Here is a 15000-nt window from a genome sequence, read left to right as displayed (position 1 = left end):
CGATCCGTCAACAAGGTGATCTTCGGGCTCGCCGCGTTCCCGCTCAATCCAGCAGCATCACGTCCACTGCGGACTCCGCGGCAAGTTCGGTCACGTCCTCGGCGATCTCCAGCAGGCAGTTCGCCTTGGCCAGGCCTGCCAACAGGTGCGAGCCGGGCGCGCCCTGCAGCGTCACGGTGCCGGTGGCCGGGTCGAACCGGCCCCTGCGGTACTGCCGCTTGCCGGCCGGCGCGGACAGCGGCTCGACCAGCGTCGCCTGCCGCACAGGGCGGCGGGTGGCGTGGTGCCCGGCCGCGGCGCGCAGCGCGGGCCGCACGAAGACCTCGAATGAAACCATCGCGCTGACCGGGTTGCCCGGTAGCGTCACCACGGCCATGCCGTCGCGGTAGCGGCCGCAGCCCTGCGGCATCCCGGGCTGCATCGCGACCTTGGTGAATTCGACGCCCGTGCCAGTGAGCGCGTCCTTGACGACCTCGTAGGCCCCGGCGCTGACGCCGCCGGAGGTGATCAGCAGATCAGTGGTGGCCAGGCGCGGGGCGAGCGCGGCGTGGAAGGCATCGACATCGTCCGGCACGAACCGCAGCAGCGTCGCTTCGCCGCCGGCTTCGCGCACCGCGCAGGCCAGCATCAAGCCGTTGGACTCGTAGATCTGCCCCGGCTGCAGCTCGGTCCCCGGGGCGACCAGCTCCGAACCGGTGGACAGCACCAGCACCCGGACCGGCCGGTGCACGGGCAGCTCCGAAGCCCCGACGGCGGCCGCGACGCCCAGCTGCACGGGCCCCAGCGTTGTGCCTGCTGTGAGCACCGTGGCGCCCACCGAGACGTCCTCGCCCACGCGCCGCACGTGCGCCCCCGGCTGCACCGAGGCGAACGCCTGCACCTGCTCGATTCCGCCATCGGTGCGTTCCACCGGGATCACCGCGTCCGCGCCCGGCGGCATCTGGGCGCCGGTCATGATCCGGTGCGCGGTGCCGGGCTGTAGCGGCGGCGCGTCGACCCGGCCCGCCGGGATGTCCTCGTGGACCGGCAACCGCACCGGCTGGTCCGGGGTCGCACCGGCCAGGTCGACGAAGCGGACGGCGTAGCCGTCCATCGCGGAGTTGTCGAACGGCGGCAGCGAGATCGGCGCGGCCAGGTCCGCGGCGAGGGCCAGGCCCAGGCAGTCCGCCAGCGGTTTCGCCGCCACCGGGGTCGGGGCGAGCAAGGCGGCGATCTTCGACTGGTGGTCGGCGACCGTGGTCAGGGCGGGGCTTCCGGTTCCGTGCGACACGCCCAGATCATCGGTCATCGACACCCCTGCTGTCCCTACCGGCGTGCGAATCGTCGCAATGATCGTGCGTGGCAGACTCTCAGGGAGAGCGTGGGTCGTACTGCGTAGGTTTTCCCGCAGCGGAACTTCGCCACGCCCTCTCGATTCCGGGGTCCCGATTCCTCTCCGGTGCGCCACGTCGGGGCTGCCCTCGCGAGAAGACCTCCGGGAACTCGCGGGTGGTCACCTCGCTCGCGTGGTGGAAAGCGGCTGGCACCGCTTGCCCGACGGTGGGTGGCCAGCCCGAACCGGCGCGCTTCCGGCCGTGCTTGTGCCAGAGATAGGAGGTTCCGGTGCAGGTTCGCACTCGTCACACGCCGTCGTTCGGGGTGGCCCGGCTGATGCTCGCCCCGGGCGAGCCGGTGCAGGTCGAATCCGGCGCGATGCTCGCCACCAGCTACGGCGTGACCGTCGAGGCGCGCGCCCAGGGCGGTTTCCTCAAGTCGCTGGCCCGCGCGGCGCTCGGCGGCGAGTCGTTCTTCGTTTCGACCTACACGGCCCCGCAGCAGGGCGGCTGGGTGGACGTGGCGCCGAACCTGCCCGGCGACCTGAACGTGCTGGAGCTCGACGGCCGGGTCGGCTGGTGCGTGACCAGGGGCTGCTGGCTCGCCTCTGCGAGCACCGTGCAGCTGGAGACGCAGTGGGGCGGTTTCCAGAACCTCTTCGGCGGCGAGGGCGGCTTCTTGACGCACTTCGTCGGCCAGGGCCCGGTGGTGGTGTCCTGCTACGGCGCGCTGGACGTGGTGACGCTGCAGCCCGGCGAGTACGTAACGATCGACACCGGCCACGTGGTGGCCTACGCCGATACGGTGCAGAGCCGGTTGCGGCAAATGAACCAGGGCGTGGTGCAGTCGCTCAAAAGCGGTGAGGGTCTGGTGTTCGATTTCGCGGGTCCCGGCCAGGTGCTGACCCAAACTCGCAATCCTCGAGGACTCGTCACCTGGTTGCAGGCGAATGGACTAGGCGCTCGTTCTTGATGATTTCGCCGAGAGCGCAAATGGACTCGTTCATTCGGACGAATTCGCGAGGTCACTTCCACTTCGATAACTGAACGTGGCCGCCGATGGCACCCGTTCGGCTCAGTGTTTAACGGAAAAGTCGCATTGCCTAACCCGCGACGAGGCCCCATTTCTGGGGTAGCGTGGCCGTTGCTCCAGCGACGCTTGCCGCGTCGTGCATCACTTTTCATGAGGAGGACGCCGTGGCGGTCGGCACGGTCAAATGGTTCAACTCGGAGAAGGGCTACGGATTCATCGCAACGGACGGTGGATCTGATGTGTTCGTCCATTACTCCGCGATCGACATGTCTGGTTTCCGAACCCTTTCCGAAGGGGATCGAGTGGAATTCGAAGTGAAAGCGGGACGTGACGGCCGCACCCAAGCAGACGGAGTCCGCAGGGTCTGAGGAAGAACGTCATGTGCACGGCCCGGTTCCTCTGGGTGGGGAGCCGGGCCGTGGCGCGTTCGGCCGGTCCGGAATCGACTCGTCACGGTGTGGCGAACCCGAGACGGTGTTGCCGAACCGAAAGACGGGCGTGATCTCGAAACGTTAGGCTGCTGCGCGTGTCGAAAGACCTCACCGGGCAGCGCCTCGGCCACTACAAGATCGACGGAGTGCTCGGCCGCGGTGGGATGAGCGTCATGTACCGCGCCACCGATACCCGTCTGGGTCGCAAGGTCGCGCTCAAGGTCATGGGCGAGCACATCACCGGTGACGCGGAGTTCCGCGAGCGGTTCGTCGACGAGGCGCGCAACACTTCCGCCATCGACCACGCGAACATCGTGCCGCTGTACGACTTCGGCGAGGTCAACGGCATGCTCTACATCGCGATGCGGTTGGTCGACGGTTCCGATCTGGCCAGCCTGATCAAGGACGGGCCGATCTCGCCCAAGCGGGCCATGGAGCTGCTCTCCCAGATCGCCGAGGCGCTGGACATGTTGCACGAGCGCGGCCTGGTGCATCTGGACCTCAAGCCGGCCAACGTGCTGGTGACCTCGCGCGAATCCGTCCACGAGCACGTCTACCTGGCCGACTTCGGGCTCACTCGGCGCGGTGCGACCGGGCACCGCACCGCCAGCGGCGACTTTCTGGGCTCGCCGACCTACGCGGCCCCCGAGCACCTGCGCGGCGAGCCGGTGGACGGTCGCACCGACCAGTACGCGCTGAGCTGCATGCTGTTCGCTTGCCTGACGGGGCGACCGCCGTTCCAGGGGCAGGTGCAGGAGGTCATTCAGGGGCACCTGGGCGCCGAGCCGCCGCCCGCGACCGCGCTGGTGGTGCTGCCCGGCAGCATCGACGAGGTGCTGCGCCGCGGCATGTCGAAGAGCCCCGACCAGCGCTTCGGCAACTGCAAGGAGCTGGTCGCGGCGGCCCGCGCCGCGCTCGGGGTGGCGGCCGGGGACACGCCACCACCGTCCCGACAGGCGGCTCGGGTGGCTCCAGTGGCTCCGATGTCCGGCCCGCAGCCGGTCCAGTACGGCCCGACCGCGCCTACCGGTCCGCCGCACGGCTACCCGCAGTACCAGCAGCCGCCGCGCCCGCTGCCGCCGCCGGGCAACGACCCGGTTCGGCTGCGCCCGCCGATCCCGGCCGGTTCGGCGGCGTTCGCGACCAAGTCGGGCGGTTCGGCGAAGTGGATCGTGCCGGTGCTCGCCGGTGTCGCGCTGGTGGTCATCGTGGTCATCTTCGTTGTGATGGCCAACTCCATCGGCGGTTCCGGCGGCAGCAGTACGGACGCGACGACTTCGGAAACCTCCTCCTACAACCACAACCACCTGCCGACTTCGGTCCCGACCCGCTGACGGTCGCGCTCCGCCGCACCGGGAACGCCGCTTGCACTCGACTGGTGAGAGTGCTAAACACGGTATTGGCACTCAGCAAGGTTGAGTGCCAGGCCGGGACGGTGAGGCCGTCTCCGGCGGTGCCACCCGACGGCGCCGCCGCACGGTCGTCCGTCGCGGGCACCGAGCCTGGCCGAGCACGAGTCCTGCCGTGGGGTGCGCAAACCCACCACCGCGGCGTCCAGACAGGTGGAGGACCACACCGCAATGGCCAAGATGATCGCGTTCAACGAGGACGCCCGCCGCGGTCTTGAGCGCGGCATGAACACCCTCGCTGACGCCGTCAAGGTGACGCTCGGGCCGAAGGGCCGCAACGTCGTGCTCGAGAAAAAGTGGGGCGCGCCGACCATCACCAACGACGGCGTCTCCATCGCCAAGGAGATCGAGCTCGAGGACCCGTGGGAGAAGATTGGGGCCGAGCTGGTCAAGGAGGTCGCGAAGAAGACCGACGACGTCGCGGGTGACGGCACCACCACCGCCACCGTGCTGGCCCAGGCGCTGGTGCGCGAGGGCCTACGCAACGTCGCCGCCGGCGCCAACCCGATCGCCCTGAAGCGGGGCATCGAGAAGGCCACCGAGGCGATCGCCGAGCAGCTGCTCAAGAACGCCAAGGAGATCGAGACCAAGGACCAGATCGCCGCCACCGCCGCGATCTCGGCTGGCGACCGCCAGATTGGCGAGCTGATCGCCGAGGCGATGGACAAGGTCGGCAAAGAAGGCGTCATCACCGTCGAGGAGAGCAACACCTTCGGCCTGGAGCTGGAGCTCACCGAGGGCATGCGCTTCGACAAGGGCTACATCTCGCCCTACTTCGTCACCGACTCGGAGCGGATGGAGGCGGTCCTGGAGGACCCGTACATCCTGCTGCTCAGCTCCAAGGTCTCCAACGTCAAGGACCTGCTCCCGCTGCTGGAGAAGGTGATGCAGGCCAACAAGTCGCTGCTGATCATCTCCGAGGACGTCGAGGGCGAGGCCCTGGCCACCCTGGTCGTCAACAAGATCCGCGGCACCTTCAAGTCGGTCGCTGTCAAGGCCCCCGGCTTCGGTGACCGCCGCAAGGCGATGCTGCAGGACATGGCGATCCTGACCGGTGGCCAGGTCATCAGCGAAGAGGTCGGCCTCAAGCTGGAGAACGCGGACCTGAACCTGCTGGGCCGCGCCCGCAAGATCGTCGTCACCAAGGACGAGACCACCATCGTCGAGGGTGCCGGCGACGACGAGCAGATCGCCGGTCGGGTCAACGAGATCCGCGCCGAGATCGAGCGCTCTGACTCCGACTACGACCGCGAGAAGCTGCAGGAGCGGCTGGCCAAGCTGGCTGGCGGCGTGGCCGTCATCAAGGCCGGTGCGGCGACCGAGGTCGAGCTCAAGGAGCGCAAGCACCGCATCGAGGACGCGGTCCGCAACGCCAAGGCCGCGGTCGAGGAGGGCATCGTCGCCGGTGGCGGCGTCGCGCTGCTGCAGGCCGCGCAGGCTGCCTTCGACGGCCTCAACCTGACCGGTGACGAGGCGACCGGCGCCAACAGCGTGAAGATCGCCGTCGAGGCACCGCTGAAGCAGATCGCCGTCAACGCCGGCCTCGAGGGCGGCGTCGTCGCGGAGAAGGTCAAGGGCCTCACCTCCGGCCACGGCCTCAACGCCGCGACCGGCGAGTACGAGGACCTGGTCCAGGCCGGCGTCCTCGACCCGGCCAAGGTCACCCGCTCGGCGCTGCAGAACGCCGCTTCCATCGCCGCGCTGTTCCTGACCACCGAAGCCGTGGTCGCGGACAAGCCGGAGAAGGAGAAGGCCGGCGCTCCGGACCCGACCGGTGGCATGGGCGGCATGGACTTCTGATCCACGCTGCTGCCGCGTTTACGAAGGGCCGTCCCCGCTCGGGGGCGGCCCTTCGAACGTCTCGGGGCACCGTCCGGTGTCCGTCCCACGCAATTTCCATGGAAATCGGACCTTCGATTTCAATGGAAATTGCGATCCCCTCGCCGAGAGCAAAGGCAAAGCGCACCCGTTAGTACCGGACTCATGCACCTTGACCAGCCGGAATAGGTGGGCGTCGCAGTCTTTCCGCCGTCCGGCTACGGTGCCGGTGTGGGTGCTTTGCTGGAAGTGATCGTGCTCGACGCCGCCGAGGCCGAGGCCGCTCAGCAGGGCGGCGCCGACCGGCTGGAGCTGGTGCGGGAGCTGGCCGCCGACGGCCTCGCGCCGGATCCGGCCACCGTGCGCAGCGTGCTCGCGGCGACGGATCTGCCGGTTCGGGTCATGGTGCGCGATCAGCCTGACTTCGCCGCGGACGTCGACGCCTTGCGGCGGCGGGTCGGAGAGCTGCGCGCGGCCGGGGCGCAGGAGTTCGTCCTTGGGTTCCTCGACGACTACGACCAGGTCGACGTCGGCGCGACTCGCGATGTCGTCGCAGAGCTCGACGGCTGCCCGTGGACCTTCCATCGCGCGGTCGACCACTGCGCCCAGTACCGGCTCGCCTGGGACCACGCGGTTTCGCTCGGCCCGGACACCGTGCTCACCGCCGGCGCACCTGGCGGGGTCGACGAGGGCCTTGCCGACCTGCGTGAACTCGCCGCGCGGCAGGACGTCGACGGCGTGACGCTGCTCGTCGGCGGCGGCCTGCGCCAGGAGCACGTGGCCGACCTGCGGGCCGCCGGGGCGCGCGCCTTCCACATCGGCACCGGCGCCCGCGCCGACGGGTCGGTGCGGGCGGATCGGGTGCGGAGCTGGCGGAACCTCACCGCCTGAGCGTCGCGGCCATCGCGATCAGCCAGATGAAACCGGGGAAACGGGTCAGCGGGATTAGGTAGGCGAAGACCGGGACGATCAGCGTCAGCGTGGACAGCATGCCGACGGCGGCGACGGCCAGGCCGAGCCAGCCGACCCAGCGCGGCCCACGCCGCATGATGAGCACCGGCACCGAGAGCCCGGCCGCCAGGAGGCCGAAGGATGCCGCGTAGGCCGGTCCGCCGAGGCCGAAGGAGACCTGGTGGGCCAGGTGCATCGCGTCGGGGCTGCTCAGCACGACCGGCCGGGAGACGGCCCACTGGAACAGCCCGCTGAGGATCGTGAATCCGGCGCTGAGCACGCCGCCCACCACAGCGATGTAGGTGCCGGGCACGGTCACGCCGGTGGCCCGCAGGCGGTGCACCGCGGTCGCCGTGAACACCAGCAGCGGGAAGGCCGAGGCGAGCTGGAAGAACCCGGCGACCGCCGCCGCCCCGCCGTGCGCCGTCAGGTAGCGCTCGACGATTTCTGGCGCTTCGAAGGGGCTCGGGTAGGTCGCGCCGCCCGCCATCGCGGTCGAGATGACCAGTCCGGCCAGGAACAGCGCGACGAAGACGATGCCGACGATCAGCAGTGGCGGGCCGACCTGCCGGGATGGGGCCTGTTGGGTGTTCATGGGCGAGCTCCGCCTTCAGTTATTATTCGTTGAGTAAATCGTTTGTAGCACGAATGATTTCGGGGTGTCTAGTTTCGGGTGCGTCGGCGGGCGTAATCGGCGTGTGATGTCCTTGGGGGGCGGTGGGAGTCCAGGTTGAGGTAGGGGACATGCTCGGTCGAAAGGTCCGGTGGTCGGCGCTGGTCGCGGCGCTCACGAGCGCGGTGCTGGCGGGCTGCACGAACACCACGCCGCAGGCGCCGCCGACGACCGCGCCACCGTCGCAGTCGCTACCAGCGACCGGCCTGCCGCAGGTCACGCCGCAGCCGCAGGAGATGAAGCGGCTCGGCGACGACATCCCGGTGCGGGGCAGGGTCGAAGTGGTCGTCGATCCGCTCGTCGACCAGCCCACCCGTGACCTCGCGGTCCAGGTGCTGACGCTCGCCGGGGCGAGCGGGGTGACGGTGCGCGAGCCCGGCACACCCGCCGGCGACAGCGTCCTGAGCATCCGCATCGGCGACCGGAACTCGCCGTCGGTGGTGAAGGGCCTGCAGGAGCTCGGCTACGCCGCACCCGCGCCGCTGCCACCCGAGGGCTACGTGCTGGCCGGGCGAGGCGGCAACCGCGCGATCCTGTTCATCGGCGCATCCGACGCGGCCGGCGCCTACTACGGCGTGCAGACGCTGCGCCAGATCGCCTCGCCGGGCCGGATCTCCGGGGTCGGCATCGTGGACCACCCGTCGATGCCGCTGCGCGGCACCGTCGAGGGCTTCTACGGTCCACCCTGGACGCACGCCGAGCGCATGGACCAGTTGGCGTTCTACGGCGACGTCAAGATGAACACCTACATCTACGCGCCCAAGGACGACCCTTACCACCGGGAGAAGTGGCGCGAGCCGTACCCGGCGGACGAGCTCGCCCAGGTGCAGGAGCTGATCCGGCAGGCCCAGGCGCACCACGTGAAGTTCACCTTCGCCCTCTCGCCGGGAACCTCCATCTGCTACAGCGACGACGCGGACTTCCGCGCGCTGCTGGCGAAGCTGCAAACGGTGTACGACGAGGGCGTCCGCGACTTCTCCGTGCCGCTGGACGACATCTCCTACACCCGCTGGAACTGCCCGGGCGACCAGGCGAAGTACGGCCAGCCGTCCGAGGGCGCGGCCGGGAAGGCACAGGTGGAGCTGCTCAACCGCGTGCAGCGCGAATTCGTCGATGCGCATCCTGGTGCGGCGCCGTTGCAGTTCGTGCCGACCGAGTACTCCGACGTGGAGGACTCGGCGTACAAGACCGCGATTCGCTCGGCGCTCGACCCGCGGGTAGTGGTGATGTGGACCGGCGACGGCGTGATCCCGCGCCAGATCACCGTTTCCGATGCGCAGCAGGCCGAGAAGGTTTGGGGGCGCAAGCTCTTCCTGTGGGACAACTACCCGGTCAACGACTTCGACGGCTCCCTCGGGCGGGTGCTGCTCGGCCCGTACGACAAGCGGGAGCAGGGGTTGAGCGGGCAGCTCGTCGGCGACGTGTCCAACCCGATGAACCTAGCGGCGGCGAGCAAGGTCGTGGAGCTCGGCGCGGCCGATTTCGCCTGGAACGACACGGCTTTCGACCCGCAGCGGGCCTGGCGGGCGGCGGCCGAGTACCTGGCGGGGAAACGGGCTGCCGGGCAGGCCGGGTTGGTCGCCGACCCGGCGACCGTCGACGCGCTGATGGTCTTCTTCGACCTGGAGCACATGGCGCCGCTGCCCAGCGGCCGACCGTGGCTGCCGCAGGCGCCGGAGTTGGCGCGGCGGATCGAAGAGTTCCGCGTCGGTTGGGAGCGCGGCGATCGCGCGGGCGCGGTGCGGGAGCTGCGCGGCTACGCGCAGGCGATCGCGGACGCCCCGGAGCAGATCGGCAAGGGTGCGCCGGCGGATTTCGCTGGCGACGTGAAGCAATGGCTGACGGCCACCGAACTCTGGGGCGACGCCCTGGTTGCCACGATGGACGGCCTGCAGGCGCGGGCGGACGGCGACGAGGGGCGCACCTTCGAGCACTTCGCCGCGGCGCGGCAGTTCGCGGATCGGGCCAAGCAGATCCGCACCCCGCCCGGCGAAGTCCGCCCCCAGGGGCAGGTCCTGGTCGGCGACGGGGTCCTGGACAAGTTTGTCGAACAGGCGCCCGGCATCCGGTGAAGTCGCGCAGCTTCAGTTGAAACTGCTGGCCTCACATCGGTGATCGCAGTTCCAATTTGAAACTGCTGGTCGGGATGCCGGTCATTCCTGGGGTACGAGCACCCAGCAGACCAGGTAGATCACGATCCCGGCGCCAAAGCCGAGCAGGGTGGCGGCGACCAGCAGGACGCGGAGGAGCACGGCGTCGACGCGGAGGTCCTTGGCGATGCCGCTGCAGATGCCGGCGATCATGGCGTCGTCCCGGCTCCGCCGGAACTTCCACGTCGGCCGCTCGGCCGTTCTGCCGTTGGTGGTCTGGCTGCTGTCGATGGAGGAGATGTTCTCGGGCATGCCCCAAGTCTGGGCTGCGGGGGAGCGAAAAGCCTCGGGGTACAACCCCGACCCCACCCGGATTCGCCGATGGCCGGCCCCTGAGAAGCAGGTGGAACCCGGCGATTTTCGGTGCTGCAGCGCCCAGAAGTGCTCACGGGTCAGGTGTCTTCGAAGCGGCGCCAGCCGCTTGGTCACTTTGCCCGCCGCGGGTTCTCAGACGTCATCTGTCGAGGAGGGCCCCAGCGCTGCGCGGGTCGTGCACGAGTCAGGATCCCGGCGGGCGGGCGGCGTCTGACGACGTTCCGCTACCCGCACGGCCACGCGAAACGGGCCTGGAACAGGCTTTATTCAGTTCAGGCGGCGGAGGGGCGGTGGATGTCCAGGAGGTTGGAGCTTTGCTGCTCCCAGCGGTCGTACAGCGCGTCTCGGCCGTAGCGGGCCACCAGCTGCGCCTCGGCCCGGGTGATCGGGACCAGCGTGATCAGCTGGAGGACCGGTTCGCCGATTTCGCTCAGCAGGACGTCGAAGGAGTCGCCGAGGTAGGGGTGAGGTGCGGCGAGCGCGCCGCAGATCTCCGTGTCCGGCAACAGGATCCGGTCGTTCATGATGAGCGCGCCGTAGCCGACCCGGCTGTTGCTCTCCACCAGCAGCTCGGCGACCACGCCGGTCAGGTGTCGCGCGTAGAGCTCCTGGTCTGCCTGCAACGTGCACACGAGTTCCTGCGGCAGCGGCGCGCCCGCGGTGCGCTCGCGCAGGCCGCTGGTCAGCACCGAGACGTGTGCGCCGTCCGGGTGGTCGCAGTAGACGAGGTAGTAGCCCCGGTCGCGGCCGTTGGCGTCCCGGCTACGGGCGCCGCGGACCCGGCCGATGTGCGTCTCAACGTGCGCGGGGAACCCGCTGAACCGGCTCATGCACCAACCTCCGAAACCCCCGTGATCCTACGGAAACGAGCAAGCGCACCCACCACGACCAGTGGGCCGGGGTGCGCGCACGTCGCGGTGCACGGTGAATTCCTGGGTCCCGGTCGAAAGCGCGCGGTGCCGTGAAGCGGAACCGGATTCAACGGCCGGGCACGTATGCGACGACCTGGTAGCGGACCGGGCCGTGACCGCCCGCGGCGCCCACGCCGAGCGGCCGATCGAACCGCATCGCGGGCCACTGGTCGTGCGGCCATAGCTATTCGTGCGGGCTCGCCAGCGAGTCGATCAGCGCTCCGGCGGTGGCCTCGTCGACCGGTGGTGATCGACCTGCCCTACGCCGTGCTCCGGCGGTACCTGGTGCGCGGCGAGCCGATCCCCGCCTTGGAGGTTGGCACAGTGGGCGACGCGGTCCGCGACCTGCTTGCCGGATGATCGGATGATCGCCTTGGTGCCGGTTGTTCGCATACGCTCGGCGGCATGGCGGTGGATGACGGGCTCGACATGAAGTCCCCGGCCGAGGTCGCGACGGCGTTGGACAAGACCGGTTACCTGCCCGACGAGGGCATTGCGACGGCGGCCTTCCTGGCGATGCGGATGCGCCGCCCGCTGCTGTGCGAGGGCGAACCCGGTACCGGCAAGACGGCGCTGGCGCAGGCGCTGGCTACGGCGCTGGGGGTGGGCCTGATCCGGTTGCAGTGCCACGAGGGCATCGACGCCGCGCAAGCGCTCTACGACTGGGACTTCCCGCGCCAACTACTGCACCTGCGCACCCTGGAGGCGGCTTCCGGAGGCGAGATGGACGCCGACGCCGCCGAATCTTCGCTGTACACGCCGAGGTTCCTACTCGCGCGGCCGCTGTTGCGCGCGTTGCAGGAGTCGCCCTGCGTGCTGCTGGTCGACGAGATCGACCGCGCCGACGACGAGTTCGAGGCGTTCCTGCTGGAGGTGCTGTCGGAATACGCGGTGACCATTCCGGAGTTCGCAGTGGTGCGGGCGTCGGTGCCGCCGATTGTGATCCTGACGTCCAACCGGACCCGCGAAGTGCACGACGCGCTGAAGCGCCGCTGCCTCTACCACTGGCTGGAGCACCCGGACCTGGAGCGGGAGGTGGCGATTCTGCGACGCCGCCTGCCGGGTCTGGAAGCCCGGCTGGCGGAGCAGGTGGCCGCGGCGGTGCAGCGGATGCGGCAGATGGAGTTGCTGAAGCCGCCCGGGGTGGCGGAGGCGCTGGACTGGGCGCAGGCGCTGCAAGCGCTGGACCAGAACGAACTGGACACCGAGATCGCCGCGACCACGCTGGGCGCGGTGCTGAAGTACCGGGAGGACGCCGAAAGGGTCCGCGCCGCGGGCCTCGTGGCGCCCTGACCGTCCGCAATTTCCATGAAAATCGAACCTTCGATTTCCATGGAAATTGCGGACCACCGAAACGCAACGTTCAGGAGGGGGCTGATGGAGCACACCGCGACCGGCCTGGTCGGGTTCGCCCGCGCCCTGCGGCACTCCGGGATGGCCTGCGGCCCCACCCGCGTCCAGGCTTTCCTCGCCGCCACCGAGCACGTTGGCTTCGACGACCGCTGCGCGGTCTACTGGGCGGGCCGCCTTACGTTGTGCTCCGAACCGGACGACGTTGCGCGCTACGACGCAGCCTTCGGCTGCTGGTTCGGCGGCGCTGCGCGCTCCGCCGAGCCGCTGGGCCGTCCGCTGCCGCGTCCGGCGCGGATCGCTGCGCTCTCCACGGCTGACGGCGGCGACCAGGACGGCGACGCGGACAGGCCGCTTGCCGCCGCCGCCAGCGAAGCCGAGGTGCTCCGCCGTCGGGACCTCGCGGAGCTAGGTGCTGCGGAGCGCGAGCATCTGCGGCGCATGCTCGCGGTGCTGCGCCCGGAGCCGCCGTCGCGCCCCGCGTTGCGGCATCGCCGCAGCAAGCGCGGCCCGCTCAGTCCGCGCGCGACGCTCCGCGAGCTGCTGCGCTCCGGTGGCGAGCCATTGCGGTTGCAGCGCCAGAAGCGTTCTCGGCGACCGCGCCGGGTGGTGCTGCTGATCGACGTCTCGGGGTCGATGAGCCCGTATGCGGATGCGCTGCTGCGGTTCGCGCACGTCGTGGTTCGGCGTTCCCCCGCCAGCACCGAGGTTTTCACGTTGGGCACCCGGATGACGCGGGTGAGCCGGCAGCTCCGGCAGCGCGATGCGGAGGCCGCGTTGCAGGCGGCTTCCCGCGCCGTGCCGGACTTCTCCGGTGGCACCAGGCTCGGCGAGACGCTCCGGGTGTTCCTGGACCGGTGGGGGCAGCGGGGCATCGCGCGCGGTTCGGTCGTCGTGCTGTTCTCCGATGGCTGGGAGCGCGGCGACTCGGCCGAACTGGGCGACCAGATGCGGCGGTTGCGGCGGTTGGCTCGGGCGGTGATCTGGGCGAACCCGCACGCCGGGCACGACGGTTACCAGCCGGTGCAGTCCGGGATTGTCGCGGCCATGCCGCACGTTGACCGGATGGTGGCGGGACACAGCCTGCGTTCACTGGAGGACGTGTGGTCGTGGGTGCACCGGTTGTCCCAGCCGCGGATAGCACCGGAGTAGCGAAGTGTCGGACTTTGGCAGAACTGACCGGGTAGTCGGGGCACGCATTCCGGCACGGCCCGGTTGGGCGAACGAGCCGTTCGCCTCGATAGGTGAGGTGAACAGGCCGTTCGCCCCATACCCCAAGCCGGGCGCCGCGCCGGAGTCGCGTTCCGGCGGAAATGGCGCTGCGCCGGGAGGCGTTGAGGAAGCGGAGGTGCGCTGTGCGTGACGTGCTGGACGAGTTGACCAAGCGGTGGGAAGCGGGCGAGGCCGTCGGGCTGGGCACCGTGGTAGCGACGTTTCGGTCGGCGCCGCGGCCGCCCGGGGCGTCGATGCTGGTGACCAGCGGTGGCGAGGCCGTCGGCAGTGTCTCCGGCGGCTGCGTCGAGGGCGCGGTCTACGAGGAGGCAACCGGCGTGCTGGAAGGCGCGGATCCGGTCCTGCGACGCTACGGAGTCAGCGACGACGACGCCTTCGCCGTCGGCCTGACCTGCGGCGGAATCCTCGACGTCTTCGTGGAGCGGGTGGACCACGAGACCTTCCCGGAGCTCGATTCCGTCGCGGCCTCGGTCCGGGCCGAGGAGCCGGTCGCGGTCACGACCGTCCTGGAGCACCCGGACGAGAGCAAGGTCGGGTCGCACCTGCTGGTGTGGCGCGAGCGCACCAGCGGCAGCCTCGCATCGGCGCGGATAGACGACGCGGTCGTCGACGATGCGCGCGGCATGCTGGCCAGCGGCCGCAGCGGCGTCATCGAGTACGGCCCGGAAGGGCAGCGCCGCGGCGAAGGGCTGCGGGTGTTCGTCAACTCCTTCGAGCCGCCGCCGCGGATGCTGGTGTTCGGCGCGATCGACTTCGCCTCCGCGATGGCCCGGATGGGCGCCTTCCTCGGCTACCGGGTCACGGTCTGCGATGCGCGGCCGGTGTTCGCCACGCACAGCCGGTTCCCCGGCGTGGACGAGGTGGTCGTCGACTGGCCGCACCGCTACCTGGCCGCCGAGGCGGATGCCGGGCGCCTGGACGAGCGGACCGCGGTCATGGTGCTCACCCACGACCCGAAGTTCGACGTGCCGGTCCTGGAGGCTGCGCTGCGGCAGAACTTGGGCTACGTCGGGGCGATGGGCTCCCGCCGCACCCACGAGGACCGGCTGCGGCGGCTGCGCGAGCAGGGCTTGACCGGGGACGAGCTCGCCAAGCTGTCCTCGCCGATCGGCCTGGACCTGGGCGCGCGGACCCCGGAGGAGACTGCGGTGTCCATCGCGGCCGAGCTGATCGCGCTGCGCTGGGGCGGCCGCGGCGTGCGGCTCTCCGATGTCGAGGGGCCCATCCACCACCACTCGTGAGCATTCGTCTTCGACGTCATGACACCCCGCGGCTGTGGACAACCCCGCGCGGCTGTGGAGGAACTTCCGCAATTTCCGGCTCTTCTGCTGCTTCCGTGGGTGTCAGGTTCGTCCGGGGAGGGTGGGTGGGTGGCCGCCGAGGGCGAGCATGACGAGAGCGATGAGGGCTTCG

The 15000-nt window shown here is 70.0% G+C and carries 13 protein-coding genes; 9 read left to right on the top strand and 4 right to left on the bottom strand.

Translation table 11 applies throughout. The features are described from left to right. Nucleotides 1-43: 43 nt before the first annotated feature. Nucleotides 44-1288, bottom strand: a complete 1245-nt coding sequence (gene moeA, locus ACWDKQ_RS16470) for a molybdopterin molybdotransferase MoeA (RefSeq protein ID WP_450139595.1) — start codon at nucleotides 1286-1288, stop codon at nucleotides 44-46. Between the two features lie 314 nt (nucleotides 1289-1602). On the opposite strand from moeA, the gene ACWDKQ_RS16465 reads away from it, so the two are divergent. From ACWDKQ_RS16465 to ACWDKQ_RS16445, 5 genes are all read left to right on the top strand, one after another. After that, nucleotides 1603-2286 carry a TIGR00266 family protein gene (locus tag ACWDKQ_RS16465; RefSeq protein WP_450139594.1) on the top strand — a complete coding sequence of 228 codons (684 nt, stop codon included), beginning with the start codon at nucleotides 1603-1605 and terminating at the stop codon, nucleotides 2284-2286. Between the two features lie 224 nt (nucleotides 2287-2510). Continuing rightward, entirely contained in the window at nucleotides 2511-2714 is a 204-nt protein-coding gene (locus ACWDKQ_RS16460) for a cold-shock protein (protein ID WP_450139593.1), read from the top strand. A gap of 158 nt (nucleotides 2715-2872) precedes the next feature. Further along, entirely contained in the window at nucleotides 2873-4111 is a 1239-nt protein-coding gene (locus tag ACWDKQ_RS16455; protein WP_450139592.1) for a serine/threonine-protein kinase, read from the top strand. 246 nt (nucleotides 4112-4357) lie between these two features. Then, the gene (groL, locus tag ACWDKQ_RS16450) at nucleotides 4358-5986 is read left to right on the top strand and encodes a chaperonin GroEL (protein ID WP_450139622.1); all 1629 of its coding nucleotides are present in this window, start codon (nucleotides 4358-4360) and stop codon (nucleotides 5984-5986) included. A gap of 249 nt (nucleotides 5987-6235) precedes the next feature. Continuing rightward, nucleotides 6236-6895, top strand: a complete 660-nt coding sequence (locus tag ACWDKQ_RS16445; RefSeq protein WP_450139591.1) for a copper homeostasis protein CutC — start codon at nucleotides 6236-6238, stop codon at nucleotides 6893-6895. Here the strand turns inward: ACWDKQ_RS16445 and ACWDKQ_RS16440 are convergent. Next, nucleotides 6885-7550, bottom strand: a complete 666-nt coding sequence (locus ACWDKQ_RS16440; protein WP_450139590.1) for a hypothetical protein — start codon at nucleotides 7548-7550, stop codon at nucleotides 6885-6887. The genes ACWDKQ_RS16445 and ACWDKQ_RS16440 overlap by 11 nt on opposite strands. A 149-nt stretch (nucleotides 7551-7699) precedes the next feature. On the opposite strand from ACWDKQ_RS16440, the gene ACWDKQ_RS16435 reads away from it, so the two are divergent. After that, entirely contained in the window at nucleotides 7700-9700 is a 2001-nt protein-coding gene (locus ACWDKQ_RS16435) for a beta-N-acetylhexosaminidase family protein (protein ID WP_450139589.1), read from the top strand. Between the two features lie 81 nt (nucleotides 9701-9781). Here the strand turns inward: ACWDKQ_RS16435 and ACWDKQ_RS16430 are convergent, their stop codons facing one another. Both ACWDKQ_RS16430 and ACWDKQ_RS16425 read right to left on the bottom strand, forming a co-directional pair. Further along, nucleotides 9782-10030: a PspC domain-containing protein gene (locus ACWDKQ_RS16430; RefSeq protein WP_450139588.1), complete on the bottom strand. Its 249-nt coding sequence runs from the start codon at nucleotides 10028-10030 to the stop codon at nucleotides 9782-9784. A 335-nt stretch (nucleotides 10031-10365) separates the two neighbouring features. Next, nucleotides 10366-10923: a suppressor of fused domain protein gene (locus tag ACWDKQ_RS16425; RefSeq protein WP_450139587.1), complete on the bottom strand. Its 558-nt coding sequence runs from the start codon at nucleotides 10921-10923 to the stop codon at nucleotides 10366-10368. A 486-nt stretch (nucleotides 10924-11409) separates the two neighbouring features. Between ACWDKQ_RS16425 and ACWDKQ_RS16420 the strand changes: the two genes are divergently transcribed. From ACWDKQ_RS16420 to ACWDKQ_RS16410, 3 genes are all read left to right on the top strand, one after another. Then, entirely contained in the window at nucleotides 11410-12297 is an 888-nt protein-coding gene (locus ACWDKQ_RS16420; protein ID WP_450139586.1) for an AAA family ATPase, read from the top strand. Nucleotides 12298-12381: 84 nt separating this feature from the next. Then, nucleotides 12382-13506: a vWA domain-containing protein gene (locus ACWDKQ_RS16415; protein ID WP_450139585.1), complete on the top strand. Its 1125-nt coding sequence runs from the start codon at nucleotides 12382-12384 to the stop codon at nucleotides 13504-13506. Between the two features lie 203 nt (nucleotides 13507-13709). Then, nucleotides 13710-14828, top strand: a complete 1119-nt coding sequence (locus tag ACWDKQ_RS16410; RefSeq protein ID WP_450139584.1) for an XdhC family protein — start codon at nucleotides 13710-13712, stop codon at nucleotides 14826-14828. Nucleotides 14829-15000 lie beyond the last annotated feature (172 nt).

The organism is Saccharopolyspora sp. NPDC000995 (assembly GCF_053599315.1).
This window is presented reverse-complemented; position numbering and strand designations above follow the sequence as displayed.

Coding starts and splice junctions, on each gene's coding strand:
- ACWDKQ_RS16435 (WP_450139589.1), top strand. CDS start 7,700: ATGCTCGGTCGAAAGGTCCGGTGGTCGGCGCTGGTCGCGGCGCTCACG.
- ACWDKQ_RS16415 (WP_450139585.1), top strand. CDS start 12,382: ATGGAGCACACCGCGACCGGCCTGGTCGGGTTCGCCCGCGCCCTGCGG.
- ACWDKQ_RS16420 (WP_450139586.1), top strand. CDS start 11,410: ATGGCGGTGGATGACGGGCTCGACATGAAGTCCCCGGCCGAGGTCGCG.
- ACWDKQ_RS16430 (WP_450139588.1), bottom strand. CDS start 10,030: ATGCCCGAGAACATCTCCTCCATCGACAGCAGCCAGACCACCAACGGC.
- moeA (WP_450139595.1), bottom strand. CDS start 1,288: ATGACCGATGATCTGGGCGTGTCGCACGGAACCGGAAGCCCCGCCCTG.
- ACWDKQ_RS16425 (WP_450139587.1), bottom strand. CDS start 10,923: ATGAGCCGGTTCAGCGGGTTCCCCGCGCACGTTGAGACGCACATCGGC.
- groL (WP_450139622.1), top strand. CDS start 4,358: ATGGCCAAGATGATCGCGTTCAACGAGGACGCCCGCCGCGGTCTTGAG.
- ACWDKQ_RS16440 (WP_450139590.1), bottom strand. CDS start 7,550: ATGAACACCCAACAGGCCCCATCCCGGCAGGTCGGCCCGCCACTGCTG.